The sequence below is a fragment of the Lysobacter humi (ex Lee et al. 2017) genome (assembly GCF_054781815.1).
Window position 1 is genome coordinate 640,939 of record NZ_BAAGTR010000009.1, and the last position, 26,885, is coordinate 667,823.

The 26,885-nt window shown below is 70.2% G+C and carries 20 protein-coding genes and 3 tRNA genes; 21 read left to right on the plus strand and 2 right to left on the minus strand.

What is annotated here, in order from left to right; all coding sequences use genetic code 11:
• The 18 genes from ACYVJJ_RS09905 to ACYVJJ_RS09990 all read left to right on the plus strand — a co-directional run bounded on the left by ACYVJJ_RS09905 (nt 1) and on the right by ACYVJJ_RS09990 (nt 19,821).
• On the plus strand, nt 1-438 hold the full coding sequence (locus ACYVJJ_RS09905) for an ExbD/TolR family protein (protein WP_460833157.1): 438 nt from the start codon (nt 1-3) through the stop codon (nt 436-438).
• Nucleotides 435-2,180 (plus strand): lipid A export permease/ATP-binding protein MsbA, encoded by a 1,746-nt coding sequence (gene msbA / locus ACYVJJ_RS09910; RefSeq protein WP_460833158.1) that lies wholly within the window; start codon nt 435-437, stop codon nt 2,178-2,180. Before ACYVJJ_RS09905 ends, msbA begins: the two co-directional genes overlap by 4 nt.
• Nucleotides 2,181-3,173, plus strand: coding sequence for a tetraacyldisaccharide 4'-kinase (lpxK, locus tag ACYVJJ_RS09915; RefSeq protein WP_460833159.1), 993 nt, complete (start codon nt 2,181-2,183; stop codon nt 3,171-3,173).
• Nucleotides 3,170-3,934 carry a 3-deoxy-manno-octulosonate cytidylyltransferase gene (gene kdsB / locus ACYVJJ_RS09920; protein ID WP_460833161.1) on the plus strand — a complete coding sequence of 255 codons (765 nt, stop codon included), beginning with the start codon at nt 3,170-3,172 and terminating at the stop codon, nt 3,932-3,934. Before lpxK ends, kdsB begins: the two co-directional genes overlap by 4 nt.
• Nucleotides 3,935-4,057: 123 nt before the next feature.
• Nucleotides 4,058-5,962, plus strand: a complete 1,905-nt coding sequence (uvrC, locus tag ACYVJJ_RS09925) for an excinuclease ABC subunit UvrC (protein ID WP_460833163.1) — start codon at nt 4,058-4,060, stop codon at nt 5,960-5,962.
• Between the two features lie 3 nt (nt 5,963-5,965).
• Nucleotides 5,966-6,562 carry a CDP-diacylglycerol--glycerol-3-phosphate 3-phosphatidyltransferase gene (gene pgsA, locus ACYVJJ_RS09930; protein ID WP_460833164.1) on the plus strand — a complete coding sequence of 199 codons (597 nt, stop codon included), beginning with the start codon at nt 5,966-5,968 and terminating at the stop codon, nt 6,560-6,562.
• Between the two features lie 38 nt (nt 6,563-6,600).
• A tRNA-Gly gene (locus tag ACYVJJ_RS09935) sits at nt 6,601-6,676 on the plus strand.
• Between the two features lie 121 nt (nt 6,677-6,797).
• Nucleotides 6,798-6,871, plus strand: a tRNA-Cys gene (locus ACYVJJ_RS09940).
• 129 nt (nt 6,872-7,000) lie between these two features.
• Nucleotides 7,001-7,087 (plus strand) — tRNA-Leu (locus ACYVJJ_RS09945).
• Nucleotides 7,088-7,354: 267 nt separating this feature from the next.
• Complete coding sequence (locus ACYVJJ_RS09950; protein ID WP_460833166.1) at nt 7,355-8,983, plus strand: TldD/PmbA family protein; 1,629 nt, start codon at nt 7,355-7,357, stop codon at nt 8,981-8,983.
• 18 nt (nt 8,984-9,001) lie between these two features.
• A complete protein-coding gene (locus ACYVJJ_RS09955) occupies nt 9,002-10,336 on the plus strand; it encodes a TldD/PmbA family protein (RefSeq protein WP_460833168.1) in 1,335 nt (444 codons plus the stop codon).
• Between the two features lie 74 nt (nt 10,337-10,410).
• Nucleotides 10,411-12,036: a TldD/PmbA family protein gene (locus ACYVJJ_RS09960; protein WP_460833169.1), complete on the plus strand. Its 1,626-nt coding sequence runs from the start codon at nt 10,411-10,413 to the stop codon at nt 12,034-12,036.
• 23 nt (nt 12,037-12,059) lie between these two features.
• The gene (locus tag ACYVJJ_RS09965) at nt 12,060-12,734 is read left to right on the plus strand and encodes a DUF4159 domain-containing protein (protein WP_460833365.1); all 675 of its coding nucleotides are present in this window, start codon (nt 12,060-12,062) and stop codon (nt 12,732-12,734) included.
• Nucleotides 12,735-12,750: 16 nt separating this feature from the next.
• Nucleotides 12,751-13,749, plus strand: coding sequence for an AAA family ATPase (locus ACYVJJ_RS09970; protein ID WP_460833171.1), 999 nt, complete (start codon nt 12,751-12,753; stop codon nt 13,747-13,749).
• A 3-nt stretch (nt 13,750-13,752) separates the two neighbouring features.
• Entirely contained in the window at nt 13,753-14,664 is a 912-nt protein-coding gene (locus tag ACYVJJ_RS09975) for a DUF58 domain-containing protein (protein ID WP_460833173.1), read from the plus strand.
• Nucleotides 14,661-15,812, plus strand: coding sequence for a BatA domain-containing protein (locus tag ACYVJJ_RS09980; protein ID WP_460833175.1), 1,152 nt, complete (start codon nt 14,661-14,663; stop codon nt 15,810-15,812). Before ACYVJJ_RS09975 ends, ACYVJJ_RS09980 begins: the two co-directional genes overlap by 4 nt.
• Entirely contained in the window at nt 15,809-17,968 is a 2,160-nt protein-coding gene (locus tag ACYVJJ_RS09985) for a hypothetical protein (protein ID WP_460833177.1), read from the plus strand. Before ACYVJJ_RS09980 ends, ACYVJJ_RS09985 begins: the two co-directional genes overlap by 4 nt.
• A complete protein-coding gene (locus ACYVJJ_RS09990) occupies nt 17,965-19,821 on the plus strand; it encodes a carboxypeptidase regulatory-like domain-containing protein (RefSeq protein ID WP_460833178.1) in 1,857 nt (618 codons plus the stop codon). Before ACYVJJ_RS09985 ends, ACYVJJ_RS09990 begins: the two co-directional genes overlap by 4 nt.
• Nucleotides 19,822-20,006: 185 nt before the next feature.
• Here ACYVJJ_RS09990 and arsC read toward each other — a convergent pair whose 3' ends face one another.
• Nucleotides 20,007-20,360 (minus strand): arsenate reductase (glutaredoxin), encoded by a 354-nt coding sequence (gene arsC, locus ACYVJJ_RS09995; RefSeq protein WP_460833180.1) that lies wholly within the window; start codon nt 20,358-20,360, stop codon nt 20,007-20,009.
• Nucleotides 20,361-20,460: 100 nt separating this feature from the next.
• On the opposite strand from arsC, the gene ku reads away from it, so the two are divergent.
• Complete coding sequence (gene ku, locus ACYVJJ_RS10000) at nt 20,461-21,348, plus strand: non-homologous end joining protein Ku (RefSeq protein WP_460833182.1); 888 nt, start codon at nt 20,461-20,463, stop codon at nt 21,346-21,348.
• A gap of 3 nt (nt 21,349-21,351) precedes the next feature.
• A complete protein-coding gene (gene ligD, locus ACYVJJ_RS10005) occupies nt 21,352-24,162 on the plus strand; it encodes a DNA ligase D (RefSeq protein WP_460833184.1) in 2,811 nt (936 codons plus the stop codon).
• 101 nt (nt 24,163-24,263) lie between these two features.
• Here ligD and ACYVJJ_RS10010 read toward each other — a convergent pair whose 3' ends face one another.
• Complete coding sequence (locus tag ACYVJJ_RS10010; RefSeq protein WP_460833186.1) at nt 24,264-24,644, minus strand: hypothetical protein; 381 nt, start codon at nt 24,642-24,644, stop codon at nt 24,264-24,266.
• Nucleotides 24,645-25,038: 394 nt separating this feature from the next.
• Between ACYVJJ_RS10010 and ACYVJJ_RS10015 the strand changes: the two genes are divergently transcribed.
• Entirely contained in the window at nt 25,039-26,811 is a 1,773-nt protein-coding gene (locus ACYVJJ_RS10015; RefSeq protein WP_460833188.1) for a BON domain-containing protein, read from the plus strand.
• Nucleotides 26,812-26,885: the final 74 nt, after the last annotated feature.

Here is a 26,885-nt window from a genome sequence, read left to right on the forward strand (position 1 = left end):
ATGCGCATCGGAGGGCACCGGCCGTCGGACGAGCCGGGCATCGACCTGGTCCCGCTGATCGACGTGATCCTCGTGCTGGTGATCTTCTTCGTGGTCACCGCGACGTTCGAGGGCCGCTCCGCACTCAAGCTCGAGCTGCCGCGTGCCTCCGGCGAGCCTACGAAGGCGCAGGACCCGCTCGACGTGCTGGTCAATGCCGACGGCCGCTACTTCGTCGAGGACCGCGAGGTATTGCGCGACGACGCGACCGCGCTCCGACAGACGATCGCCGACGTCGGCGGCACGGACCGCGACCGTCCCGTGATGCTCCGCGCCGATGCCCGCACGCCCTACCAGGCCGTCATCACCGCGCAGGAGACGCTCGGCCAGCTCGGCTACCGGCGGATCCTGCTCGCGGTCGCGACACCCACGCAGCGCGCGGGACAGGGCGCGCAGTGAGTCCGCAGTCCCCCTGGGCGACGTACCGCCGCCTTCAGCAGTTCGGCCGCCCGTACCGCGGGCTGATGGGCCTCGGGTTCTTCGCGATGGGCCTCGAGGCGCTTGCGAGCGCCGGCTTCTCGTACCTGATGCGTCCGATGGTCGACGAGACCATGGTCGAGAGGGATCCCAACTACAGCGTCCTGCTGCCGCTCGCGATCATCGGCCTGTTCGTGTTCCGCGGCATCGCGGGCTACGTCGCCGACGTGAGCTCGGCGCGCGCCGGCCGCGGCATCGCGCGCGACCTGCGCGTGCACGTGCTCGGCAAGTACCTGCGCCTGCCGGGCCTGCGTTTCGACTCCGAGCCGGTGCCATCGATGCTCACGCGGCTCGGGTCCGACAGCGACCAGGTCGCGCTCGCGGCGGTCGACGCGCTCAAGGTGATGGTGCAGCAGTCGCTGCAGGTCGTCGCGATGATCGCGGTGATGCTCTATTACAGCTGGAGCGTGACGCTCGCGATCTTCGTGCTCGCGCCGCCGCTGGCATGGATCATGGACAAGGTCGGCCGCCGCTACCGGCGAATCGGCCATCGCATCCAGGAGAGTTCCGCGCAGCTGCTGCAGATCGCGGACCAGTCGCTCGGCAACCATCAGGACGTCAAGGCCTACGGCGCTCAGGCGATCGAGACCGAGCGCTACGCGGCGCAGGCCGACGACTACCTCCGGCTCAGCCTGAAGGTCGAATCGACGCGCAGCATCTCCTCGGCGGTCGTGCAGCTGATGGGCGCGGTCGGGCTCGCGGCGCTGCTGTTCCTCGCCGGGCGCGAGGCCGCGGCGGGGCGGCTCACCGCGGGCGGCTTCGTCGCGCTGATGGTCTCCATGATGGCGATCATTCCGGCGATCAAGCAGCTCACCAACGTGCAGGGCATGCTCCAGCGCGGCGTCGCCTCGGCCGACCGCCTGTTCGAGGTGCTCGACAGCCCCGACGAGGCCGACGCGGGCACCGCGCGTATCGAGCGAGCGCGCGGCGAGATCGAGTTCCGCGACGTCGTCGCCCGCTATCCGGGCCAGGACGCGCCGGCGCTGTCGGACATCTCGTTCGTGGCGCGGCCCGGCACGGTGACCGCGATCGTCGGCCGTTCCGGCAGCGGCAAGTCCACGCTCATCAAGCTGATCCCGCGGTTCTACGAGATCGAGTCCGGCGAGATCCTGCTGGACGGCCGGCCGCTGCGCGAGTACCGCCTCGCCGACCTCCGCCGCCAGATCGCGCTCGTCGGCCAGCAGGTGATGCTCTTCGACGGTTCGGTCGCCGCGAACGTGGCCTACGGCGAACTGTCGGCGGCGACGCGTGACGACCTCGAACGCGCGATCGGCGGCGCCAATGCGGCCGAGTTCGTCGACCGCCTGCCCGAGCGCTCGGAGACCTCGATCGGCATCCGTGGCGGCCGCCTGTCCGGTGGCCAGCGCCAGCGCCTCGCGATCGCACGCGCGATGCTGAAGGACGCGCCCATCCTGATCCTCGACGAGGCGACCGCGGCGCTCGACACCGAGTCCGAACGGCTCGTGCAGGATGCGCTCGAGCGGCTCATGCCCGACCGCACGACGCTGGTGATCGCGCACCGCCTTTCCACGATCGAGCATGCGGACCAGGTGCTCGTGCTCGACGCCGGGCGCATCGTCGAGCGCGGCACGCATTCGGAACTGCTCGCGCGTGGGGGGCTCTACGCGCATCTGCATCGCATGCAGTTCCGGGAGGCCGGCTAGGTGGCACGCACACCGCGTCACTGGTACGGCGACGTCGCCGTGCCGCTGCCCGCGCGCTGCCTCGAGCCGGTCTATCGCGGTGTCGTCGGGCTTCGCCGCCGGGCCTACGCGCGCGGCCTGCTGCGCGCGCGCCATCCCGGCGTACCGGTGGTGGTGGTCGGCAACCTCACCGCCGGCGGGGCAGGCAAGACGCCCCTGACGATCGCACTGGTGGAGCGGCTGCGCGAGGCCGGCTGGTCACCCGGCGTCGCGAGCCGCGGCTACGGGCGCGAGGGCAGCCAGCCGATCTGGGTCGAAGCGGGCACGCCGGTGCACCTGGCAGGCGACGAGCCGCTACTGATCGCGCGGCGCACCGGCGCGAAAGTCCGGGTGGACCGCCAGCGCGCGGCCGCGGCGACGGAACTCGCGGCCGCCGGCTGCGACATCGTGCTCTGCGACGACGGCCTGCAGCATTACGCCCTGGCACGCGACATCGAGATCGAGGTGGTCGACGCGCGGCGCCGCTACGGCAACGGACGCATGCTCCCGGCCGGACCGCTGCGTGAGCCTGCGTCGCGATCCGCGGACGTGGACTTCCGCGTCGCCAACGTCGGCGACGGCGCCGCCGAGACGGAATTCGGCGAATGGCCCATGCGCCTGGTCGCGAACGCCGCGATACCGCTCGCGGGCCGGCGCGACCGTCCACTGGCGAGCTTCGCGGGGCAGCGGGTGCATGCGGTCGCCGGCATCGGCGATCCGGCGCGCTTTTTCCACATGCTCAAGGCACGCGGCATCGCCGTCGTCCCGCATGCCTTTGCGGACCACCATGATTTCCGCCCGACCGACCTCGAGTTCGCGAGCCCGCTGCCCGTGCTCATGACCGAGAAGGACGCGGTGAAGTGCGCGGGGTTCGCACCCGAGGACGCGTATGCGGTGCCGGTGTCCTCCGAGCTGCCCGAGGCGTTCTGGACCGCGCTGCTCGACCGCCTCGCACGCCTCCGAGAGACCCGATGAATCCCGACTTCGTCGTCGCCATTCCCGCGCGCTACGCCGCCAGCCGCCTGCCGGGCAAGCCGTTGCGGCTGCTCGCGGGCGAGCCGCTCGTGCTGCACGTCGCGCGCCGCGCCCTCGCGGCCGGTGCGCGCGAGGTCTGGGTCGCCGCGGATGACGAGCGCATCGCCGCCGCACTGGTCGGCAGCGGAGTGCGCATTGCGATGACGTCGACCGCACACGCATCCGGCACCGATCGCCTCGCCGAATGCGCGCGCATCGCCGGCTGGGGCGAGGACACGCTCGTGGTGAACCTGCAGGGCGACGAGCCGTTCGCGCCGGCAGCCGGCATCCGCGCCGTCGCGCAGCTGCTCGCGGACAGCGGCTGCCCCATGGCGACCCTTGCGACTCCGATCGACGATACCGCGACGCTGCTCGATCCGAACGCGGTCAAGGTCGTGGCCGATGCCGCCGGCCGTGCGCTCTATTTCAGCCGCGCGCCGATGCCCTGGCCTCGCGATGCGTTCATGGCGGGGCCGTCCACGCTCCCAACGGGGCCGCACTGGTGGCGGCACATCGGGATCTACGCCTACCGCGCCCGCTTTCTCCAGGCCTTCAGTTCGCTGCCGCCGGGGCGCCTGGAGTGCATCGAATCGCTCGAGCAGCTCCGCGTGCTCGAGGCGGGGCACCGGATCGCGGTCGCGCTCACCCCCGAGGCCTTTCCCCCGGGGGTCGACACGCCCGACGACCTCGAGCGCGCCGAACGCCGGCTGCGCGCGCCCTGAAGCCGGCGCTCACTTGCACTCGCGGATAATCGGCCGCAGATCCGTGCCGATGCCCGTCTTGATCCGTCCCGCGCCCTCCCGAGCCTTGTCGTCGATCGCCCGCCCAGCGCGGAGGGCGACGCCGTGAGCCGCGTACCGCGCGTGGTCGAGTTCGACGGCAAGGAGTTCGTGCGCGGCCTGAGCACGGCGCCGGGCGTCTACCGGATGATCGGGGCTGACGACAGCGTGCTCTACGTCGGCAAGGCGAGCGCACTGAAGAACCGCGTCTCGAGCTATTTCAACAACACGCCGAAGTCCGCGCGGATCCAAGCCATGGTCTCGCAGATCGCGCGGGTGGAGGTCACGGTCACGCGGACCGAGGCCGAGGCGCTGATCCTCGAAAACGAGCTCATCAAGTCGCTCAAGCCGCGCTACAACGTGCTGCTGCGCGACGACAAGAGTTACCCGTACGTCCTGCTCACGGGGGAGGATTATCCGCGCATCGCCGTCCACCGCGGCCCACGGAGCGTGCAGGGGCGGTATTTCGGCCCGTACGCGAGCGTGGGCGCGGTGCGGGAGACGCTGAACCTCATGCACAAGCTCTTCCGGCTGCGCAGCTGCGAGGACTCCGTCTTCCGCAACCGCTCGCGCCCCTGCCTCCAGTTCCAGATCGGCCGCTGCAGCGCGCCCTGCGTCGATCTGGTCAGCGGCGAGGAGTACGCGCGCAGCGTCCGTCGCGCGATGCTCATGCTCGAAGGCCGGAGCGACGAGCTCACGGCCGAGCTGACGCGCGGCATGGAGCAGGCGAGCGAAAACCTCGACTTCGAGGAGGCCGCGCGACTGCGCGACCTGGTCAGTTCGATTCGCACGCTCCAGGCGCGGCAGTACGTCGACGGTCGCGCCGCGGATCTCGACGTGCTCGCGATCGCCATGCAGGGCGTGCACGCCTGCGTCGTGATGATGGCCTTCCGCGACGGCCGCAACCTCGGCACGCGCGCCTTCTTTCCGAAAACCAACGGCAGCGACCAGCCCGACGAGGTGCTCGGCGCCTTCGTCTCGCAGCATTACATCGACAAGACGCCGCCACGCGAGATCGTGCTCGACCGCGACATCCCCGACCGCGAGCTGCTCGAGCAGGCGTTCTCGATGGCGGGCGACCGCAAGGTGCAGCTGCGCTGCAGCGTGCGCGGGGAACGCGCCGGTTACCTCGACATCGCGCGCCGCAATGCGCAGATGGCGCTCGCGTCGGAAATGACCAGCAGTGCCGCGCAGCGGATCCGCGTCGAAGGCCTGCGCGACCTGCTCGCGATGGACGACGTGCCCGGGCGCATCGAATGCTTCGACATCTCGCACACGATGGGCGAGGCGACGGTGGCGTCCTGCGTCGTCTTCGATGCCGACGGCCCCGTGCGGGCGCAATACCGGCGCTACAACATCACCGGCGTCACGCCGGGCGACGACTACGCGGCCATGCACCAGGCGCTGACGCGGCGCTTCCGCCGCGCCGTCGAGGCGCGCGATGCGGCCGCCGACGCGGATGCGACAGCCGACGCGCGCGCGGCGAAAGCCGGTGCGGCGGTCCTGCCGGATGTCTTGCTGATCGACGGTGGGGCGGGGCAGGTGGCGCAGGCGCGCGACGTGCTCGAGACCCTGGGCATCGAGGGCGTGCGCATCGTTGGCGTGGCCAAGGGCCCCGAGCGCCGACCGGGCGACGAAGACCTGCTGCTGCCGGATGGCCGGTGCGTGCATCCCGGCGCCCAGTCGCCCGCGCTGCAGCTCGTCCAGCAGGTGCGCGACGAGGCGCACCGGTTCGCGATCACGGGGCATCGCGGAAAGCGCCAGAAGGCGCGCACCACGAGCCGGCTGGAGGACATCGCCGGCATCGGACCGCGGCGGCGCGCGGCCCTGCTGAAGCACTTCGGTGGCCTCGGTGGGCTCAAGGCCGCGGGCGTGGAGGAGATCGCGCGGGTGGAGGGCGTCAACGCCGCGCTCGCGCAACGGATCTATGACACCCTGCACGGGCTGACGCCGATGGAGGGCGCGGAGTAATTCATGCGGCTGACGGTTCCAACGCTCCTCACCCTGCTCCGGATCGTGCTGATCCCGGTGCTCGTGCTCGTGTTCTATCTCCCCTATTCATGGACGAACTTCGCGTCCGCGGCGGTGTTCGCGCTCGCCGCGTTCACCGACTGGCTCGACGGCTGGATCGCGCGGCGCTACCACCAGTACTCGGCGTTCGGCGCGTTCCTGGATCCGGTCGCGGACAAGCTGATGGTGGCCGTGGCGCTGTTCCTGATCGTGCAGGGGCATCCGACGCCCTGGATGGCCTTCTGGGCCGCGGTGATCGTCGGGCGCGAGATCGCCGTTTCGGCGCTGCGCGAATGGATGGCCGAGCTCGGCCAGCGCGCCACCGTACGCGTCGCGAACGTCGGAAAGATCAAGACGACCGTGCAGATGGTCGCGCTGGCATGCCTGCTGTACTCGGTCACCCCCGAGAAGCCGCCGCGGCCGCAGGCCTGGCTGGGCGAGCCGATCTTCCACGTCGGTGACTGGCTGCTGGCGGTCGCGGCGCTGCTGACGCTGTGGTCGGGCGCCCAGTATCTGCGCGCGGCGTGGCCCGTTCTCCGCGATGACGCCGGGAACAGTTGACATCGCCGTCGGCGTCCGTAGAATGCGCAGCCTGTTCCGCGGGAATAGCTCAGTTGGTAGAGCACGACCTTGCCAAGGTCGGGGTCGAGGGTTCGAGTCCCTTTTCCCGCTCCAGATTCATCGGGGCCTGTGCATCGGAACCGTTCGACCAGACCCCGTTTTCGGGGTCTTGTCTTTTCCGGGCCAGGCTCGGATAGTTCGGCCCGTCGCGCATGTCGCGGGCGAAACGCCTCCCGGCCGGGTGGCAGAGTGGTTATGCAGCGGACTGCAAATCCGCGTACGCCGGTTCAATTCCGACCTCGGCCTCCAGACGTCGAAGCCCCGCAGCGATGCGGGGCTTTTTCTTGGGCGAGATGCGGCACCGGTGCGGTGCGGTGCGGTGGCTGCGCCCCGTGTCGCGTCGCGGCCGAAGACCGCGCGACGTAAGCTAGCCGCGCCGCCCGGATGGCGAAATCGGTAGACGCAGGGGACTTAAAATCCCTCGACCGCGAGGTCATGTGGGTTCGAGTCCCACTCCGGGCACCATTCCATGACCCGATCGCCGCGCCTGCGTCGTCCTCGCGAAGTCGCGCAGCGCGAAGTGCTTGCGGACCGCGCCTGCGCGCCACGCAATGCGAAAGACGGTCGGAGCCGCCGCGCACCGCGATGTGGTGTTCATTCCGTCACCTCATATAGCCCAAAGGTCACTTGACGCTCCCTCCACGGGCTCCGCAGAGTCGGGCGGCGCCATCGCACCTTCCGCCCGACGCCTCGATCCTCGCTGCGCGGGCCCACTCTTGGGGAGCAAAACCAGTGGATCGACGCTCATTCCTGACCATGTCGGGCATCGGGGTCGCGGGACTCATGCTGCCGTTCGGCCGCGTGGTCGCCGCGGAAGCGCTGCTCGAGCCGCTCGACGTCGCGCGCAAGAAGACGCTCGCCGATGCGGCGCTCGCCGCGGCGACGGGCGCCGGTGCGTCGTATTGCGACGTGCGCATCGGTCGCTACCTCAACCAGTTCGTGATCACGCGCGAGGACAAGGTCCAGAACGTGGTGAACACCGAATCCACGGGCGCCGGCATCCGCGTGCTCGTCGACGGTGCCTGGGGCTTCGCGGCCACGAACCAGCTCGATGCCGACGGCGTCGCCAAGGCCGCGCGGCAGGCCGCGGCGATCGCGAAGGCGAACTCGAAGGTGCAGACGGTGCCGGTGAAGCTCGCCAAGGCCCCGGGGTACGGTGATGTGTCGTGGCGCACGCCGATCAGGAAGAACGCGCTCGAAGTGCCCGTCAAGGACAAGGTCGACCTGCTGCTCGGCGTCAACGCCGCGGCGATGAAGGCCGGCGCGGACTTCGTCAATTCCATGCTGTTCCTCGTGAACGAGCAGAAGTACTTCGCTTCGACCGATGGCAGCTACATCGACCAGGACGTGCACCGTATCTGGGCGCCGCTCACGGTGACCGCCATCGACAAGGCGAGCGGCAAGTTCCGCACGCGCGAGGGGCTGTCGTCGCCGATGGGCCTGGGCTTCGAATACCTCGACGGCGACAAGTCGGAGAAGTTCGTTTCGCCGAACGGCGTAGTGAACTACGGCATGTCCTACGACATGATGGAAGACGCGGTCGCCGCCGCGAAGCAGGCGCGGGCCAAGCTCAGCGCACCTTCGGTGAAGCCGGGCAAGTACGACCTGGTGCTCGATCCCTCGCACACCTGGCTCACGATCCACGAGAGCGTCGGGCACCCGCTCGAGCTGGACCGCGTGCTCGGCTACGAGGCCAACTATGCCGGCACGAGCTTCGCGACGCTCGACAAGCGCGAGCAGCGCTTTCAGTACGGCAGCGAGAACGTCGACATCTTCGCGGACAAGACGCAGAAGGGAAGCCTCGGCGCCGTCGGCTTCGACGACGAGGGCGTCAAGACGAAGCGCTGGAACCTCATCACGGACGGCAAGCTGGTCGACTACCAGACCATCCGCGACCAGGCGCACATCCTCGGCAAGACGGAGTCCGACGGCTGCTGCTACGCCGATTCGTGGTCGAGCGTGCAGTTCCAGCGCATGGCGAACGTCTCGCTGGCGCCGGGCAAGAAGAAGCTGTCGGTCGACGACATGATCAAGGACGTCGAGAACGGCATCTACATCATCGGCGACGGCTCCTTCTCGATCGACCAGCAGCGCTACAACGCGCAGTTCGGCGGGCAGCTGTTCTACGAGATCAAGAACGGAAAGATCACGCAGCAGATCGAGGACGTCGCCTACCAGATCCGCACGCCGGAGTTCTGGAACGCGTGCGCGGCGGTCTGCGACGAGAGCGACTATCGCCTCGGCGGTTCGTTCTTCGACGGCAAGGGCCAGCCGGGCCAGGTCTCGGCGGTCTCGCACGGCTCGAGCACGGCGCGCTTCAACGGCATCAACGTCATCAACACCGCCCGCAAGCTCGGCTGACCGGCGAGGACACCGCACATGAGCATCTATACCGAAGAGCAGGCCCGCGCGATCCTCGAGAAGGTCGTCAAGCTGAGCAAGGCCGACCAGTGCACCGCGACGCTGACCGGCTTCGTGGACGGGAACATCCGCTTCGCGCTGAACAACATCTCCACCAGCGGCAGCGTGGACAACACCGAGCTGGCCGTCGAGGTTGCGTTCGGCAACCGCGTCGGCGTAGCGACGATCAACGAGTTCGACGACGCGGCGCTCGAACGTGTCGTCCGGCGTGCGGAGGACCTGGCGCGTCTCGCGCCCGAGAACCCTGAGTTCATGCCGGCTATCGGCAAGCAGGCCTACAAGCCGAGTCCCACGTTCAGTGCTTCGACCGCCGCGATCACGCCGGAGTTTCGTGCGCAGGTTGCCGCGGATTCGATCGCGCCGTGCAAGGCGGCGAAGCTGATCGCGGCCGGCTTCCTCGAGGATGGCCAGAGCTTCGTCGCCATCGCCAACAGCAACGGTAATTTCGGCTACCAGCGCGCGACGAAGTTCGACTACACCTGCACGGTGCGCACCGAAGATGGCCGCGGCTCGGGCTGGGTGGCGCGCAACCTGAAGGATGCCGACGACTTCAAGGCCGATGCCGACATCCGCATCGCCATGCGAAAGGCGACGGAATCCGCCGACGCCAAGGCGCTGGAGCCCGGCAAGTACACGGTGATCCTCGAGCCGGCCGCCGCCGCGGGGCTCATCTCGTTCATGATGAACTTCTTCGACGCGCGCCAGGCCGATGAGGGCCGCAGCTTCCTGTCGAAGAAGGGCGGCGGCAACCGCCTGGGCGACCAGGTCTACGACCCGCGCGTGAACATCAGCGCCGACCCATGGGATCCGCGTGCCCCCGTGCTGCCGTGGGACGGCGAAGGCCTGCCGCGCGAGAAGATGGACATCGTCAAGAACGGCAAGGTGGCCGCACTGCAGTACTCGCGCTACTGGGCGAAGAAGCAGGGCAAGCGCGCCGTCGGCTCGCCGGGAAACCTGCTGATGGCCGGCGGCGACAAGACCACCGCGCAACTGGTCGCGAGCACGCAGAAGGGCATCCTCGTCACGCGGACCTGGTACATCCGGATGGTCGACCCGCAGACGGTGCTGCTCACCGGCCTGACGCGCGACGGCACGTTCTACATCGAGAACGGGAAGATCAAGCACCCGGTGAAGAACTTCCGGTTCAACGAGTCGCCCGTGATCATGCTCAACAACATCGAGGAGCTCGGCCGCCCCGTGCGCGTGTCGGACGGCGATGCCTCGTTCGTCATGATGATCCCCGCGATGAAGCTGCGGGACTTCACCTTCACCTCGCTCTCCGACGCCGTCTGAGGCAGGCGGCGCCGCTTCGGCGGCGCCGTCGTCCCACCGCCGAGAAGACCGTTCCTCCGTAGAGTCTCCACGCCGTGCATCGACGCGACTTCCTCAGCCTGACCGGCCTCGGCCTCGCCGGGCTCGCGCTGCCCCACGGCCGCAGCATGGCCGCCGAGGCGCTCCTTGAGCCTGCCGACAACGGCCGCCGCCGCACGCTGGCCGATGCGGCGCTCGCCACGGCACGCGAGGCAGGTGCGACGTATTGCGACGTTCGCGTCGGGCGCTATCTCAGCCAGTCGGTGATCACGCGCGAGGCCCGCGTCGAGAACGTCGTCAACGCCGAGTCCTCGGGCGTGGGCATCCGCGTGCTCGCACATGGGGCCTGGGGCTTCGCGGCGACCCATGTGCAGACGCCCGACGCCGTCGCCGCGGCCGCCCGCCAGGCGGTCGCGATCGCGCGCGCGAATGCGAAGGTGCGCACGACGCCTGTCGTGCTGGCAGCCGTCAAGGGCACGGGCGAAGTGCGCTGGGCGACGCCTGTGAGACGGAACGCCATGGCCGTGCCGTTGAAGGACAAGGTGGAGCTGCTCCTCGCGGTGAATGCGGCGGGCATGAAGGCGGGCGCCGATTTCTTCAATTCCTCGCTGTTCGTCATCAACGAGCAGAAATATTTCGCGTCGAGCGACGGCAGCTACATCGACCAGGACGTGCACCGTATCTGGCTGCCGCTGACCGCCACCGCCGTGGACAAGGCGAGCGGCAAGTTCCGCACGCGGAACGGCTTGTCGGCGCCCATGGGCCTCGGCTACGAGTACCTCGATCCCACCGCCGAGGGCCGCTTCGCGCTGCCGGGCGGCGTGGTTGGCTACGGGCGCAATTACGATGTGATGGCCGACGCCGTTGCGGCCGCGCGCGATGCGCGGGCGAAGCTCAAGGCGCCATCGGTGAAGCCCGGCAAGTACGACCTCGTCATCGATCCGTCGAACCTGTTCCTGACGATCCACGAGAACGTCGGCCACCCGCTGGAGCTCGACCGCGTGCTCGGCTACGAGGCGAACTACGCGGGCACCAGCTTCGCGACGCTCGACAAGCGCGAGCAGGGCTTCCGCTTCGGATCGGAGATCGTGAACTTCGTGGCGGACAAGACGCGGCCCGGCAGCCTCTCGGCCGTCGGCTGGGACGACGAGGGCGTGAAGACGCGCGAATGGGACCTGATCCGCGACGGCATCCTCGTCGACTACCAGGCCACGCGGGACGAGGCGCACATCCTCGGCCACAAGGCGTCGCACGGCTGCAGCTATGCCGACTCCTGGTCGAGCGTGCAGTTCCAGCGCATGGCGAACGTCTCGCTGATGCCCGGGAAGAAGCCGCTTTCGGTGGCCGACATGGTCAAGGATGTCGAAAAGGGCCTGTATGTCCACGGCCGCGGTTCGTACTCGATCGACCAGCAGCGCTACAACGCGCAGTTCGGCGGACAGCTGTTCTATTCGATCGAGAACGGCAAGGTGACGGGCCTCGTCGAGGACGCCGCCTACCAGATCCGCACGCCCGAGTTCTGGAATGCGTGCACGGCGATCTGCGACGCGCGCGACTTCCGCCTCGGTGGCTCGTTTTTCGACGGCAAGGGCCAGCCGAGCCAGGTCTCCGCGGTCTCTCACGGGGCGAGCACGGCGCGCTTCGACGGCATCAACGTGATCAACACCGCGCGATCGCTGTGACGCGTGCGGAGTTCCTGCGGTTGATGCTCGCCGGGGCGGCGGGCGCGCTCGTCCCGTCGCTCGCGCGTGCGGCGACGGGCGACGTGGACTTCTGGCTGACGCGACTGAAGTACGACTCGGGCGACTGGGATGTCGACCAGCGCATGCCCTCCAACCTGCTTACCGCGCTCATCGACTACACGAACCTGCGGGTCGACCCGCGCGAGCGCGTCGTGGCGCTCGCCGACCCGAAGGTGTTCGACGCGCCGTTCTGCTACCTGGCGGGCCACAAGCTCGTCGAGTTCAACCCGGCGGAGCGTCGCAATTTCGAGCGGTACGTCCGCAACGGCGGCTTCGTGTTCGTCGACGACTGCAACCATGACATCGACGGGCTGTTCGCGAAGTCGTTCGAGGCGCAGATGGCGTCGATCTTCGGCGCGAAGGCGTTGCAGAAGCTGCCGAACACCCACGCGCTGTACCGCAGTTTCTTCGTGTTCAAGGATGGTCCGCCGGCGACCGCGTTCGAGCTGAACGGGTGGGGCGACGACCTCGTCCACGACTACCTCAGAGGCATCACGATCGACGGCCGGCTCGGCGTGCTCTACAGCAACAAGGACTATGGCTGCGAATGGGACTACGACTGGCGCAACAAGCGCTTCCTCGCCGAGGACAACACGAAGTTCGCCGTCAACATCGTGATGTACGCACTCAACAGCTGACCGCCCACTGGACACCATGAACAGCCCATCCCCGACCGAAGCCGACATCGAAGCGCAGCTCGCGCAGTTGGGCGGCCTGCGGGCCGCGATCGCCGAGGCCATCGTGGGCCAGCAGGACGTCGTCGAGCAGCTGCTCATCGGCCTGCTCGCCGGCGGCCATTGCCTGCTCGAGGGCGTGCCCGGGTTGGGGAAGACGCTGCTGGTGCGTTCGCTGGGGCAGGCGCTCGCGCTCGACTTCCGCCGCGTGCAGTTCACGCCGGACCTGATGCCGAGCGACATCCTCGGCACGGAGCTGCTCGAGGAGGACCACGGCACCGGGCACCGCAGCTTCCGGTTCCAGAAGGGGCCGGTGTTCACGCACCTGCTGCTCGCCGACGAGCTCAACCGCACCCCACCGAAGACGCAGGCCGCGCTGCTGGAGGCGATGCAGGAGCGCACCGTGAGCTATGCGGGCGTGACGCATGCGCTGCCGTCGCCGTTCTTCGTGCTCGCGACGCAGAATCCCCTCGAGCAGGCCGGTACGTATCCCCTGCCCGAAGCCCAGCTCGACCGCTTCCTGCTTCACATCCGCGTGGACTACCCGACCGAGGCGGAGGAGCAAGCGATCCTCCTGCAGACGACAGGCAGCCGGCAGGCCGACGTGCCGCGCGTGATGGACGGCGTGCAGATCCTCGCGCTGCAGGCCCGCGTCCGCGAGGTGCACTTCGGCGCCGACCTGCTCGGCTGGGTCACGCGCCTGGTGCGGGCGAGCCGTCCGGGTCCCGGCGCTCCGCCCGAGGTGCGTGACTGGGTGCGCTGGGGCGCGGGACCGCGCGCGGGGCAATCGCTGGTGCTCGCGTCGAAAGCGCGCGCGCTGCTGCATGGCCGCCTTGCGGCCACGCGCGACGACGTCGCCGCGCTGGCCGCGCCGGTCATGCGCCACCGCCTTCTGCTCTCGTTCGCGGCGGAGGCGGAGCAGAAGTCGGCCGACGACGTCGTCGCCGCGCTGCTCCGCGCGGTTCCGTTCGCCGCCTGATCCATGCGCAGTCCGGCCGCCATCGCGGGGCTGATCCCGCCGTCGACGCGTGTGGCGCTGAAGGACCTGCGGCTGGTCTCGCGTCGCGCGATCGGCCAGCACGGCATCGGCCTGCATCGCAGCCTCAGCCGCGGAAGCGGGCTCGAGTTCGCGCAGTACCGCGCCTACGAGCCGGGGGACGAGCTGAGGCTGGTCGACTGGAAGCTCTACGCGCGCTCCGACCGCTTCTTCGTGCGCGAGGCCGAGCGTGAGAGCCCCCTGGCCGTGTGGATCCTGGTGGATGCCACGGCCTCGATGGGGCAGGGCGACGACGCACGCGCGGCGTGGACGCGGCTCCACGCCGCGCGCGTGCTCGCGGCCTGCATCGCGGAGCTCGCGCTGCGGCAGGGCGATCGTTTCGGCCTGGCGACACTGCGCGGTGACGGCGTCGGCGTGATCACCCCTGCCGCGACGTCGCGCCAGCGCGACCGCATCGTCCAGGTCCTGCAGGCGCTCGACGCGGCCGGTCGCTGGCCCGACGACGCGCGAACCCGCCCGCTGTGGGAACGCATCCGCCCGGGCGACATGGTGATCCTGCTCGGCGACCTGCTGGACGACGCTGCGATCGACGTCGCGACCCGGCTCGCGGCGGCCCGGCGCGACGTGCTCGCGATCGCGATCCAGACCGCCGAGGAGCGTGACTTCCCCTTCGAGGGCGGGCACCGGTTCCGCGACCCCGAAACCGGCGAGGAACTGCTCGGTGACGGCGCGGCGATGCGCGACGAGTTCCTCGCGCGCTTCGGCGCGGCGCGCGAGGCGATGCGCGTGCGCCTCGAGGCCGCGGGCATCCGCCATGCCACCCACGTGCTTGACGAGCCGCCCGAGCACGCGCTGCGTCGGCTCTTCGCCGTCGACACGGCGGCTGCGCGCGCATGAGCCTGTTCGTCCTGCTGCCGGCCGGGCTGGCTGCGCTCGCCGCGCTGCTGCTTCCAGCGTTGATCCACCTCGCGCGGCGCAGCGAGCAGCGGCCCACGGTCTTCGCGGCCTTGCGCTGGCTGCGAACCAAGCAACGCCCGCGCCATCGCATCCGCTTCGACGAATGGCCCTTGCTGCTGGTGCGCCTGCTGCTCGTCGCTGCCACTGCGCTGCTTCTCGCGCGTCCGGTGCTCGAGGGCGCCGATGATCTGCGTCCGCGCGTGGCGGTCGCGCCGGGGCTCGACGTCGTCGCACTGCGCGCGCACGTGCGGGCGCCGGCCGATGCGCATTGGCTCTGGCTGGCACCGGGCTTCCCTGCGCTCGACGGCATGCCCCGGGCAGGCGGCTCGGTCGCGAGCCTGGCGCGTGAACTCGACGCCACGCTGCCGCGCGGTGTCCCGCTGACGATCGTGGTGCCCGCGGTGCTCGACGGCGTGGACGGCGAGCGCCCGCGCCTGTCGCGACGCGTGGACTGGCAAATCGTTCCGACGGCCGCGAAGCACGCGCCGCGCGCCACGCCGAGCCCGCCGACCCGGCTCACTGTCCGCTACGTACCAGCGCGACGCGAGGCCGCGCGATACATGCGCGCGACCGCGATCGCGCTCGCAGGATCCCCGGCAGTCGACATCGCACCGCCGACGGCCGCACTGCCGACGACCGGCGCGCTCGCGTGGCTGGTGCCGGGGGATGTTCCGGCCGGGGTGCTGGACTGGGCCCGTCGCGGCGGTGTGGTGCTGGTCGATATCGAGGCCGTCGTCGACAAGGCACCCGCGCCGGCAACGCTGGTGCGGGACGACGGCGGCCATGCGCTGGTGGAAGGCAGCGCATTCGGACGCGGGCGCCTGCTGCGGTTCTCCAGGCCGCTGACCCCCGAAGCGATCCCGGAACTGCTGGACGGCACGTTCCCGGCGCTGGTGCGTGACGCGATCACGGTCTCGCCGCCACCACCCGGCCGTGCACGCGCGGCGGAGATGCTGCCGCGTTTGGGCGGCGACGCGTTTCCCATCCAGCCGCGCGACCTGGGCGGGGTCCTCGCGCTCCTTGCGGGGATGCTGTTCCTGGTCGAGCGCTGGCTCGCCACGGGCCGCCGGGGCAGGGCGGGCGCATGAGCATCGTGGCGCGCCTCGACGCGATGCTCGCGCATGCGCGCCGCCGGCGCGCGCTCGACACGCTCGCGGTCGGGCTCGCATTGCCGCTCGCCACCGCTGCAGTTGCGATGCGCGCGGCGGGGGTCGGCATCGCGATCGTGTCGGCACTCGTCGCGCTGATCCTAATCCCTGGGATCGCGATCCGACGGGCAATGCGGCTCGATCGCGCGTGGCTCGTCCGCGAACTCGACGCACGCCGGCGCGACCTTGACGACAGCAGCGACCTGCTCTTCGCCGACCCCGACGCGCTCGGCGCGTTGCAGCGCCTGCAGCGCTCGCGGGTGCTGCGCCGCCTGGAACATCAGCCGCCGCCGGATCCCGCACCGGCGTGGTCGCTGCGGCGGATCGCCCTTGCGCATGTCGCTGCCCTGCTGGTGGTCGGTGGGGCGTGGCTGTGGCCGACGCGAGAGGACGACGCCGTGCAGCGGCTGCTGTCGGGCATCCAGGGGACGCCACCTGCCACGCAGTCGCGTCTAACCCACGCACGCCTGCGCATTACACCGCCGGGCTACACCGGTCTTCGGCCGAGGGAGCAGGACGCACTCGACGCGCGCGTGCCGGAGGGAAGCCGGGTCGACTGGAGGCTGCGCTTTACGCCGCAGCCGTCGGCGGCCTCGCTCGTGTTCCACGACGGCCGGCGCGCGCCGCTCGTTCGCGACGGTGACGCCTGGTACGCCGACGTGGTCGTGTCGCGTCCGACGCTCTACCGCATCGAGCTCGACGGCGCGCCGCCGCTGTCGCCGCGTGCACGGCACCGGCTCGATGCGGTCGTCGACCGCGCGCCGCAGGTGCGGGTGCTACGGCCCGAACGGGGACTTACGCTGCTCGCGCCGGGCCAGCGGCGCTGGACGCTCGAGTTCGAGGCGACGGACGACCACGGCGTCGCACCCGTGGCGCGGCTGCGCATCACGCTCGCGCAAGGCAGCGGGGAGAACATCACCTTCCGCGAGCAGGTCGTGGACGTGGCGGGATCGGGCCCGCCGACGCGTCGCCGCTATGCGCGCACGCTCGATCCCGTCGCGCTCGGGCTTGCCGCCGGCGACGACCTCATCGCGCAGCTGATCGTGCAGGACCGCCGCAGCCCGGCACCGCAGTCGGCGCGCAGCGCGAGCCTGATCCTGCGATGGCCGCCGCCGCCGGACGTGGAGACGACCGGGCTCGACGGCATGGTCAAGCGCGTGATGCCGGCGTACTTCCGCAGCCAGCGCCAGATCATCCTCGACGCCGAGGCCCTGCTGAAGGAGAAGCGCCGCCTCGATACCGAGCGCTACCTCGAGCGCAGCGACGGTATCGGCGTCGACCAGCGGATCCTGCGACTGCGCTACGGGCAGTTCCTCGGCGAGGAGGCGGACGAGGGCCCCGCGCTGCCAACCAACGATGCGGAAGACGGCGGCGCGGGCGACCGCGACCACGCCGGCGAGCCGCCGGGCGCGCACGACGACGCACCCGCGGGCGCGACGCAGGGCGCGCCTGCCTTCGGGGAATCCGGCGGTGTTCTCGAAGCCTTCGGGCACACGCACGACGAAGCCGAAGCCGCGACGCTGCTCGATCCGGAGACGCGCGCGACGCTCAAGGCCGCGCTCGACGAGATGTGGCAGTCGGAACTGCACCTGCGGCAGGGGCATCCGGAACAGGCGCTGCCCTACGCGTACCGGGCGCTCGGCTTCATCAAGCAGGTGCAGCAGGCGAGCCGCATCTACCTGCCGCGGACGGGCACGCAGCTGCCGCCGATCGACGAGGGGCGCCGGCTCACCGGCGACCGCACCGGGCTCGCCGATCGCGACGACCCGCTCGTGCCAAGGATGACCGGGGATCCGGTGCTCGCGGGCCTGTGGCGCGCACTCGAGCCCGCGCCGCAGCGACGAGGGAGCCCGGACCTCGCAGGCCTCCAGCGCTGGCTGCGCACGAACGCGGGCCGCGTGCAGGACCCGCTCGCGCTGCTCGGTGCGGCGGAAGCGGTGCGCGACGACCCCGCCTGCGTGCGCTGCCGCGCCGCGCTGCGGGCGCAGCTCTGGCCGCTGCTCACGCGTCCGCCCGCCCCGGTACCGCGACGTCCCACGGACGACGCGACCGCACGACGTTATCTCGATGCGCTGCGCCGGGAGGGCGCGCCATGATCCAGGACCTCCTCCGGTGGCCCGCATCGGAGCTGCAGGTGGCCGTGGGCGCGATGCTGGCGCTCGCGACGCTGCTGGCGGTCGCGCGCCTGCTGCTGCGGCAGCTGCGCACGCCGGCCGCGCAGCGCTCGCATGCCCTGCGCGTCGTCGTACTCGTTCTCGCGCAACCGGCATGCGCTGCGCTGCTGTATGTCGCGTTGTTTCCGCCGCCCGAGCGCGGTCGAGCCGGCATGCTGCTGGTCGTCACCGCCGATGCAACCCCCGCGATAATCGCCGGTGGCCCGCCGAGCGCGTCGCGCATCGCATTGCCGGAGGCGGACCCGGCTGCGGGACTCGAGCGTGTACCGGACCTCGCTACGGCACTCCGCCGGTACCCCGGCATCACGCGTCTGCGCATCGTCGGGCGCGGCCTCGAGCCGCGCGACCGCGACGCGGTGCGCGGGCTCGCTGTCGAGTTCGTGGCCGCGCCGCTGCCCCGCGGCCTTGTCGAGGTGCTGAGCCCTGCGCGTGTCGGCACCGGCGCATCGTTCACTGTCTCCGGCCGCACGCATCGGCTCGACGGGGGGACGGTCGAGCTGCTCGACCCCGCGGGGCGACGGATCGATCGCGTTTCCGTCGGTGCCGACGGCCGGTTCACGCTGGGCGGCCGAGCGCACGCGCCCGGGGTCGCGACATTCGCACTGCGCTTGCGGGATGAACGTCGCCGCCCGGTCGAGAGCATCGACGTGCCTGTGCTGATCGACGACGTGCCCGCAACGCGCGTGGTGCTCGTCGCCGCCGCGCCGGGACCCGAGGTCAAGTACCTGCGCCGCTGGATGCAGGACGCCGGGCTGCAGGCCCGCTCGCGCATCGACGCTGGCGGCGGCCTCGCGATCGGCGATGCGCGCCTCGACACCGCGTCGCTCGCGCGGACCGACGTGCTCGTCGTCGACGACCGCACGTGGGCCGCGCTGGGCGAAGGCGGCCGAGCGACGGTGCTCCAGTCGGTGCGCGGCGGCCTGGGCGTGCTGGTACGCCTCACCGGTGCGCCGTCCGCTGCGGAACGCCGGCGTTTCGCCGCGCTCGGGTTCGCGCTCGGCGGCGATGCGCGCCCGATGCCGGCGCGCGTGGTGCCACCGGCACCGGACGAGGACGCCCTGCGCGCACGCCTCGGCCCCGGCACGCGGGATGCCCCGCGCGCGCCCGATGGCCCGCTGCCTGAAACGCCTGTCCTGAGCCGCCGCGACCTGCAGGCCGCGCCGCTCGACGGTGCGACGCTGCTGCGCGATGTGGACGGCGCACCGCTCGGTGCGTGGCGCACGGAAGGGCTGGGACGCATCGGGCTGCTGACGGTCGTCGACAGCCACCGCCTGGTGCTCGCAGGCCGCGACGACGCGCATGGCGACCTCTGGAGCGGGGTGCTCGCGACGCTGGCGCGCCCGCTGTCGGCCGAGCGATTGAGCGTAGAGGGTGACGCGCGGCCGCATCGGCGGCTCGTGCTCTGCAACGCGCGCGGCGCGCTCCGCGTCACCGCGCCCGACGGGACGGTCACGGTTCCGCTGCCGGAGACGTCGCGACCGAGCGGGTCCTGTGCCGCGTTCTGGCCGCGGCAGGCCGGTCTGCACCGTGTCGAAGCGGGGACGCTCGCGGCGATCCTGCATGTGCGTCGCGACGACGAGGCGCCGGGCCTGCACGCGCATGCCGTCCACGAGGCGACCGAGAGGCTGCGCGCCACGGCACCCGATGCGCAGCGCGCGAACACTGCGGCCGCGCCGGAGCAGCCGGGGCGCCGATGGCCCTGGTGGCTCGGCTGGCTGCTCGCGAGCGGCGCGCTCTGGTGGCTCGAGCGCGCTCGGATCGGCCGCCGCGGCTGACGATACGGCGGGCGGGGTCGGGCGCGCAGATGCCATGCGGGTCGTGAGACGTAACCGCGCGATGGTGCTGCGCTACTGCGGCATATGCCCTCGCGCGCCCATTGCCGGTTTCGATACGACGGTACTGCTCGGCGCGTCGACGGCCGCTCGGGCGCGTGGCGCCTCGCGCCATGCGCCGCGTGGCGTCAGTCCAGCAGCTCGAGCACGCGCTCCGGCGGACGCCCGATCACGGCGCGGTCGCCCACGACGAGGATGGGCCGTTCGATGAGCTGCGGATGCGCAGCCATCGCCGCGAGCAACATCGCGTCGGGGAGCGCGGCGTCGTCGAGTCCGAGCGCCGCGTACGCGTCCTCCGAGGTCCGCAGCAGCGCGCGGGCCGGAAGGCCGAGCCGCGCAACAAGCGCCTGAAGGTCGTCGACGGTCGGTGGCGTCTCGAGGTAGCGGATCTCCTCGAACGCGACGCCGCGCGAAGCGAGCAGCGCATGCGCCTCACGCGACTTCGAGCAGCGCGGGTTGTGGAACAGGCGGATCTCGGCCATCGCGGCGCTCCCGGGGGAAGGTCGCATTATCGCCGCGTGGCCGCTTCACCCGCCGAGTACGGCGCGTGCGCGAGGGTGGGGAAAACCTCTGGAGACGCCCATGGCTCGGCCCATCTGGACAGGATCGATCTCGTTCGGCCTGCTGAACATTCCCATCCAACTGATGTCGGGTGAGCGCCGCAACGACATCCACTTCCGCATGCTGGATGCACGCGACAACTCCCCGGTGCGCTACGAGCGCGTGAACTCCGACACCGGCGAGGAAGTGCCGTGGAAGGAGATCGTCAAGGCCTACGAGTTCTCCAAGGACAACTACGTCGTCCTGAAGCCCGAGGACATCGAGCGCGCGGCGACGGAGAACCACGAGACGATCGCGATCGAGTCGTTCGTCGACGCGGATTCGATCTCGCCCGCGTATCTCGAAAAGCCCTACATCCTCGTACCGGGCAAGAAGGCCGAGAAGGGCTACGTGCTCCTGCGCGAAGTGCTCAAGAAGAACGGGCGCGTGGGCATCGGCCGTGTCGTGATCCGCACGCGCGAATACCTCTGCATGCTGATCCCGCAGGGCGATGCGCTGATGCTGATCCTGCTGCGCTTCCCGCAGGAGCTGGTCGACGTCTCCGAGTACGAGCTTCCCGCCGGTAGCGCGCGCAGCTACCACGTCACGCCGCGCGAGATGGAAATGGCGGAGATGCTGATGGAGTCGATGACCGAGGACTGGACGCCCGCGAACTACAAGGACGAGTTCCGGGAGCGGCTGTCGGAGGTCATCAAGGCGCGCATCAAGGCGAAGGGCACCACCCGCATCGAGGAGGAGTCCGAGGACGAGGAGGTCGAGACCGCCACCAACGTCGTCGACTTCATGTCGCTGCTCAAGAAGAGTCTCGACAAGAAGGGGGACGCCCGCGCGCCGGCGAAGAAGGCCGCCAAGAAGACCGCGCGCAAGGCGACCGCCACGACCAAGCGCACGCGCACCAAGCGGGCCTGACGCATGGCGCTCGAGGAATACAACCGCAAGCGACACTTCGCGCGCACGCCGGAGCCGAAGGGCGATCGCCCGAAGAAGCGCGGGGGCCCTCTCAGCTTCGTCGTGCAGCTGCACCACGCCCGCGCGCGCCACTACGACTTCCGGCTCGAGATCGACGGCGTGCTCCGCAGCTGGGCCGTCCCGCGGGGGCCGTCGTTCCGGCCGGGCGAGAAGCGCCTCGCGGTGGAGACGGAAGACCATCCGCTCACCTACTCGCATTTCGAGGGGCTCATTCCCGAGGGCGAGTACGGCGCCGGGCACATGGCGATCTTCGACCACGGCACCTGGGTGCCCGAGGGCGACCTCGACAGTGCGATGCGCAAGGGCCGGATCGACTTCCGGCTGGAAGGCGAGCGGCTGAAAGGGCGCTGGTCACTGATCCGCACGCACAAGCGCGGCAGCAAGGCGCAGTGGATGCTGCTCAAGCGCACCGACGAGTTCGCCGCCGACCTCGAGGCCGACGACCTCATCGAGGCGCTGCCCGCGCCACCGGTCGATTCGCCGGGCGCCTCGACCCGCGAGGGCCTGGAAATCCGCGCACGCAAGGGGTTCGACGTGGATGCGACACCTGCAAAAGCCCGATCCCGTGGAACCGTCGGCACGACGCCCGCAAAGTCTCCTCGCGGATCGACCCGCATCGCGGGCACGCCGTCGGCCGCGGCCAAGCGCGCAAGTGCATCGCCCGCAGGCGCCGAACCTGCGAAGGCGACCCGCGGTGCAAAGACGGCCGCGAGGAAGTCGGCGAAGCCGCCGCTTGCCGTGACCGGCCGCCGCGACCTGCGTGCATTGCGCCGCGATGCAGCAAGGCTCGCCGACGGCGCGCGTTTCCCGATGGGCGAGTTCGTCCAGCCCATGCTCACCGTCGCCGCGTCCGCGGCGCCGCCGGGGGAGGACTGGATCCACGAGTGGAAGTGGGACGGCTACCGGTTGATCGGGCAGTCCGGCGCAGCGCCGCTGCTCTGGTCGCGCAACGGCATCGCCTGGAACGATCGCGCACCGGAACTCATCCGCATGCTCGGCGGGCTCGGCATCCCGGCCGTACTCGACGGCGAGCTGATCGCCATCGATCGGTCGGGGTACAGCGACTTCAATGCGCTGCAGCGTGCGCTCATGCAGCGCGATGCGGAATGCCTGCGCTACGTCGTCTTCGACCTTCTGGCACTCGACGGACATGACCTCCGCGGCGTCCCGCTCCTGCAGCGCAAGGCGCTGCTCGAGCGGCTCCTCGAAGGCGTCGACCCGCGATTCTTCTACAGCACGCACATCGTCGGGCGCGGCCCCGAGATCTTCGACGCGGCGCGCGAGCGGCGCATGGAAGGCATCATCAGCAAGCGCGCCGATTCGGTCTACGTCGACGGCCGCTCGGAGCAATGGCTGAAGGTCAAGGCGGCCGACACGCGCGACTTCGTCGTGGTGGGCTACACGCCACCGAAGGGTGCCCGCCAGGGGATCGGCGCACTCATGCTCGGCCAGTACAAGGACCGTACGCTCGTCTATGCGGGCCGCGTCGGCTCCGGCATGACGAACACGCTGCTCCTCGACCTGCACCGCCGGCTCCGCGCGATCGAGACCGACTCGCCGATCGTCGAGATCCCGAAGCACGTGCCGTTGCCCGGCGGGCGCATCCAGTGGGTGCGGCCGGAAATGGTGGTCGAAGTGTTCTTCCGCGGCTGGGGCAAGGAGGGGCTGGTGAGGCAGGCATCGTTCCACCGCGTGCGCGACGACAAGCCCGCCACGCCTGCTGCGCTCGAACAACCCGAGCCCGAGGCGCCACGGCGTGCAGGGCGCGCGACCGCGAAGAAGTCCGCGGCGTCGAAGAAGGCGCCCGCAGCCGCACGCGGTTCGGCGCCCGTGCGCACGTCGGCCGCGGCCGCCACCAAGAAGCCTGTATCGCGCCGCACACGCGGTGCATCGCCGGCCGCGGACGCGCTGCCCGATCTCAGCAGCCCGGATCGCGTCGTCTATCCCGCGGAGGGTTACACCAAGCAGGATGTCTGGAACTACTACCTTGCAGCGGCACCGCGCCTGCTCGAGGAGATCTCCGGTCGGCTCCTGTCGATCGTGCGATGCCCGGACGGCATCGGCGGCCAGCATTTCTTCCAGAAGCACGTCAAGCCCGGCTTCGACGCGTCGATCCGGCCGTACCGGCTGGTCGAGAACGACGGTGACGAGGCCACCTACTTCTATATCGATGATCTCGCCGGGCTGATGGCCCTGGTGCAGATGAACACGCTCGAGATCCACCCGTGGGGTTCGCGCATCGAGACGCTCGAGCGGCCCGACCGAATGGTGTTCGACCTCGATCCCGACCCGACCGTGGGCTGGGCGGACATCAAGGCGGCGGCGAAGGACGTGCGTGCACGCCTGCTGGACGTCGGACTCGAATCGTTCCCGAAGCTGTCGGGCGGCAAGGGCGTGCATGTGGTCGTGCCGCTCAAGCCGCGCGCAGACTGGGAACAGGTGCGAATGTTCTGCGATGCCTTCGCAGATGCGATGGAACGCCAGGCGCCGAATCGCTACGTGGCGACGATGAGCAAGGCCAAGCGCAAGGGACGCATCTTTATCGACTGGCTGCGCAACGGCCGCGGCGCAACCAGCGTGGCCAGCTGGTCCCTGCGCGCCCGTGCTGGCGCGCCTGCCGCGGTGCCGATCACGTGGGCCGAGCTCGCTCGGGTGCGCTCGCCGCAGCGCTACACGCTCGAAGATGCGGCCAGGCGCGACCTTCCCGACGAGGCGCGCGAGCTGATCCGCCGCGCGAAGCCCTTGCCGGTCTGACGCCTCTTGCGCGCATGCCGCTGTGCGTGCGTCGTCGAACCCGCAAGGAAGAACGGCGGCCGAGAGGCCGCCGTTCGGTTGCTGCATACCACCCGAGCCGATTACGGGGTCGGCGGAGTCGACTGGTTCTGCTGGTTCGCGTCGGTGCCGGTGGTGGTCGAATTGGTGGCGCCCGTGTCGGTGCCGGTACCGGCGTCGACGCCCGTCCCCGTGCCGGTGCCTGTGCCGGTGCCCATGTCGGTGCCCGTGCCCGTGCCGGTGCCGGTACCCGTGCCCATATCGGTGCCCGTGCCGGTGGTGTCGCCGGTAGTGGCGCCCGCGCCCGTGTCGGCGCCCGGCATCGTGGCCGGATCCGTCGCCGGCGCAGTGGTATCGGCGCCGGTCACGGCCGGATCGGTGGTGGCGGCGGTGTCAGCCTGCTCGCGGCTGCCGCAGGCAGTCAGGACGAGGGACGTGATCGCGATGGCGAGAATCTTCTTCATGGTGTGCGTCTCGGTAGGGGATAGGGAGGCGGAGCCTCGGATGTACTGTCGCAGACGGTATGCCATCGCAGCGTCAACTGCGCGTGAGCGTTCCGTTCTCACATGAACGACTGAAAAAACTGCGCGCGCCCTGAACAAACGACGTGCGCACAGTGCATGCACCTGCGCGAAACAACGCATCTGCGAAGGTGGTCGCTGGCACGTGTCTTGCGCGGGATCGTTCGTCGCGATTCGCGCGGCGGGTACACGCCGGACGACCACTACACAGGAGGAATTCGACGTGCGTGATCAGCAGATGGGACGCCAGATCCGGGAGGTCGCGACCGACGTCATGCGCCTCGGGGCTCAGGCGATCAACGCAGGGCGCAATTGGCTCAACGAAAGGAGAGACGACATGCATCACAACGAACACGGCAGTCAGCAGTCCGGTAGCCGCAACTACGGCTCGCACGGCGGCATCGGTGGGCAGCATCAGGCCGATCAGGGCCAGGCCGCGCGACAGGGCCATGGCCGCGAGAGCGGCCAGTGGGACGTCGGCTACAACAACCAGATGAACCAAGGCGAGATGTTCGGCCGCGGCAACCAGTACGGTCAGACCAATTACGGCACGTCCGACTCCGGCCAGCAGAGCTCCGGCGGGCAGGGCTTCGGCTCGCATAGCTTCGGCAGCTCGTCGCATGGCATGGGCGGCTCGCAGCAGTACGGCCAGAGCGCCGGTTCGCAGCAGTACGGGCAGGGCGGTGGCTCGCAGCAGTACGGCCCGTCGCAGGGCTATGGTGGCTCGCAGTACGGCCAGTCGCAGGGCTCAGGCTCGCAGCACTTCGGCCAGGGTAGCCAGCAGCAGTACGGCTCCGGGCAGTACGGCTCGCAGGGCTCGCAGCAGCCGCAGCAGTTCGGTTCGGGGCAGGGCGGCTACCAGCAGGCGTTCGGCTCGTCGCAGGGCTACGGCTCGCAGCTGCACGGTAGCTCGCAGCAGAACCAGTCGCAGGGCTTCGGCGAGAACTACGGCCGCACGTCGGGATACGGCAGCTACGGCGGCGAGAGCCAGGCATCCGGCGGACGCTCGCAGGGTCAGGGCTACGGCAGCAGCTCCGGCTACGGCCAGCAGGGTGGTGGCTACGGGCAGCAGTACGGCTCGCAGGGCAGCTTCGCCGGCGCCGAGTTCTCCCGTGATCGCGAATACCTGCAGGGCGGCTTCGGTGCGTCGCAGCACGGCGTGCATGGCGGCTATTCGAGCCCGTACGGCCAGCACGGTGGCAGCTTCAGCAGCTGGCAGGGCCAGGGCGACTACGGCTCCACGCAGATGAGCCAGGGCAGCCAGCACGGCGGTCAGGGGTCGCAGCAATACGGACAGCAGGGCAACGGCTTCGGTAACTCGCAGCTGGGTGCCGGCCAGTCCCAGTTCGGCACTGGTGACAGCCTTTCCCAGCGCTCGCATTCGATGCACCAGGGCGGTGGCCAGTCGTCGATGTACGGGCAGGGCGGCCAGTCGCAGTACGCACAGGGCGCGCAGGGCGGGATGCACGGCTACGGCCAGTACGGGCAGTCGTCGACCGGTGGCCAGCAGCAGTCGCGTCGCGGTCGCGGCCCGAAGAACTATGTCCGTTCCGACGAGCGCATCATCGACGATCTCAACGAGCGGCTGAGCAGTGCGCACGACATCGACGCCTCGGACGTCGAGGTTCGCTGCGAGGGCGGCACGGTGGTGCTCGAGGGCAACGTCGAGCAGCGCTGGATGAAGCACCGCATCGAGGACATCGCCGAGTCGTGCTCGGGCGTGCGGAACATCGACAACCGCATCAAGGTGCAGTCGTCGCATCAGTCCCAGTCGTCGCAGTCATCGTCGCAGGGCCAGTCGTCGTTCGGAACGGCGTCGCTCGGCAATTCGGGTTCGCAGTCGCAGCGTGAGGGCCAGGGCGCGCAGTCCGGCGCCTCGCAGTCCGCCGGCAGCAGCTCGCAGGGCCAGTCGGGCGCTTCGTTGTCGCAGGGCGCGTCCGGCGCGCAGTCGTCCTCGTCGCTCTCCGGCGAGTCCGGTTCGCTCTCGGCGGGCCAGTCCTCGGGTTCGAAGAACGAGGAATCCGGTGCCGGACGCAGCAGCGCATCGCGTGGCAAGGACGGCAGCTCGTCCGGCCGTGATGCCTCGTCCGGTACGAGCTCCTCGCACTGATACGCTCCGACGGATGACGGAAAGGCCCGCGCGAGCGGGCCTTTCTTTTTGCGTGCGACGTTCTGTGGCAGCGT

Excerpts from the sequence above, each read along its gene's own strand:
- ACYVJJ_RS09970 (WP_460833171.1), top strand. The coding sequence starts at position 12,751 with ATGAACAGCCCATCCCCGACCGAAGCCGACATCGAAGCGCAGCTCGCG.
- ACYVJJ_RS09955 (WP_460833168.1), top strand. The coding sequence starts at position 9,002 with ATGAGCATCTATACCGAAGAGCAGGCCCGCGCGATCCTCGAGAAGGTC.
- ACYVJJ_RS09965 (WP_460833365.1), top strand. The coding sequence starts at position 12,060 with ATGCTCGCCGGGGCGGCGGGCGCGCTCGTCCCGTCGCTCGCGCGTGCG.
- arsC (WP_460833180.1), bottom strand. The coding sequence starts at position 20,360 with ATGGCCGAGATCCGCCTGTTCCACAACCCGCGCTGCTCGAAGTCGCGT.
- pgsA (WP_460833164.1), top strand. The coding sequence starts at position 5,966 with ATGCGGCTGACGGTTCCAACGCTCCTCACCCTGCTCCGGATCGTGCTG.
- ACYVJJ_RS09985 (WP_460833177.1), top strand. The coding sequence starts at position 15,809 with ATGAGCATCGTGGCGCGCCTCGACGCGATGCTCGCGCATGCGCGCCGC.
- ACYVJJ_RS09975 (WP_460833173.1), top strand. The coding sequence starts at position 13,753 with ATGCGCAGTCCGGCCGCCATCGCGGGGCTGATCCCGCCGTCGACGCGT.
- ligD (WP_460833184.1), top strand. The coding sequence starts at position 21,352 with ATGGCGCTCGAGGAATACAACCGCAAGCGACACTTCGCGCGCACGCCG.
- ACYVJJ_RS10010 (WP_460833186.1), bottom strand. The coding sequence starts at position 24,644 with ATGAAGAAGATTCTCGCCATCGCGATCACGTCCCTCGTCCTGACTGCC.
- ACYVJJ_RS10015 (WP_460833188.1), top strand. The coding sequence starts at position 25,039 with ATGCATCACAACGAACACGGCAGTCAGCAGTCCGGTAGCCGCAACTAC.
- kdsB (WP_460833161.1), top strand. The coding sequence starts at position 3,170 with ATGAATCCCGACTTCGTCGTCGCCATTCCCGCGCGCTACGCCGCCAGC.
- ACYVJJ_RS09990 (WP_460833178.1), top strand. The coding sequence starts at position 17,965 with ATGATCCAGGACCTCCTCCGGTGGCCCGCATCGGAGCTGCAGGTGGCC.
- ku (WP_460833182.1), top strand. The coding sequence starts at position 20,461 with ATGGCTCGGCCCATCTGGACAGGATCGATCTCGTTCGGCCTGCTGAAC.
- ACYVJJ_RS09980 (WP_460833175.1), top strand. The coding sequence starts at position 14,661 with ATGAGCCTGTTCGTCCTGCTGCCGGCCGGGCTGGCTGCGCTCGCCGCG.
- ACYVJJ_RS09905 (WP_460833157.1), top strand. The coding sequence starts at position 1 with ATGCGCATCGGAGGGCACCGGCCGTCGGACGAGCCGGGCATCGACCTG.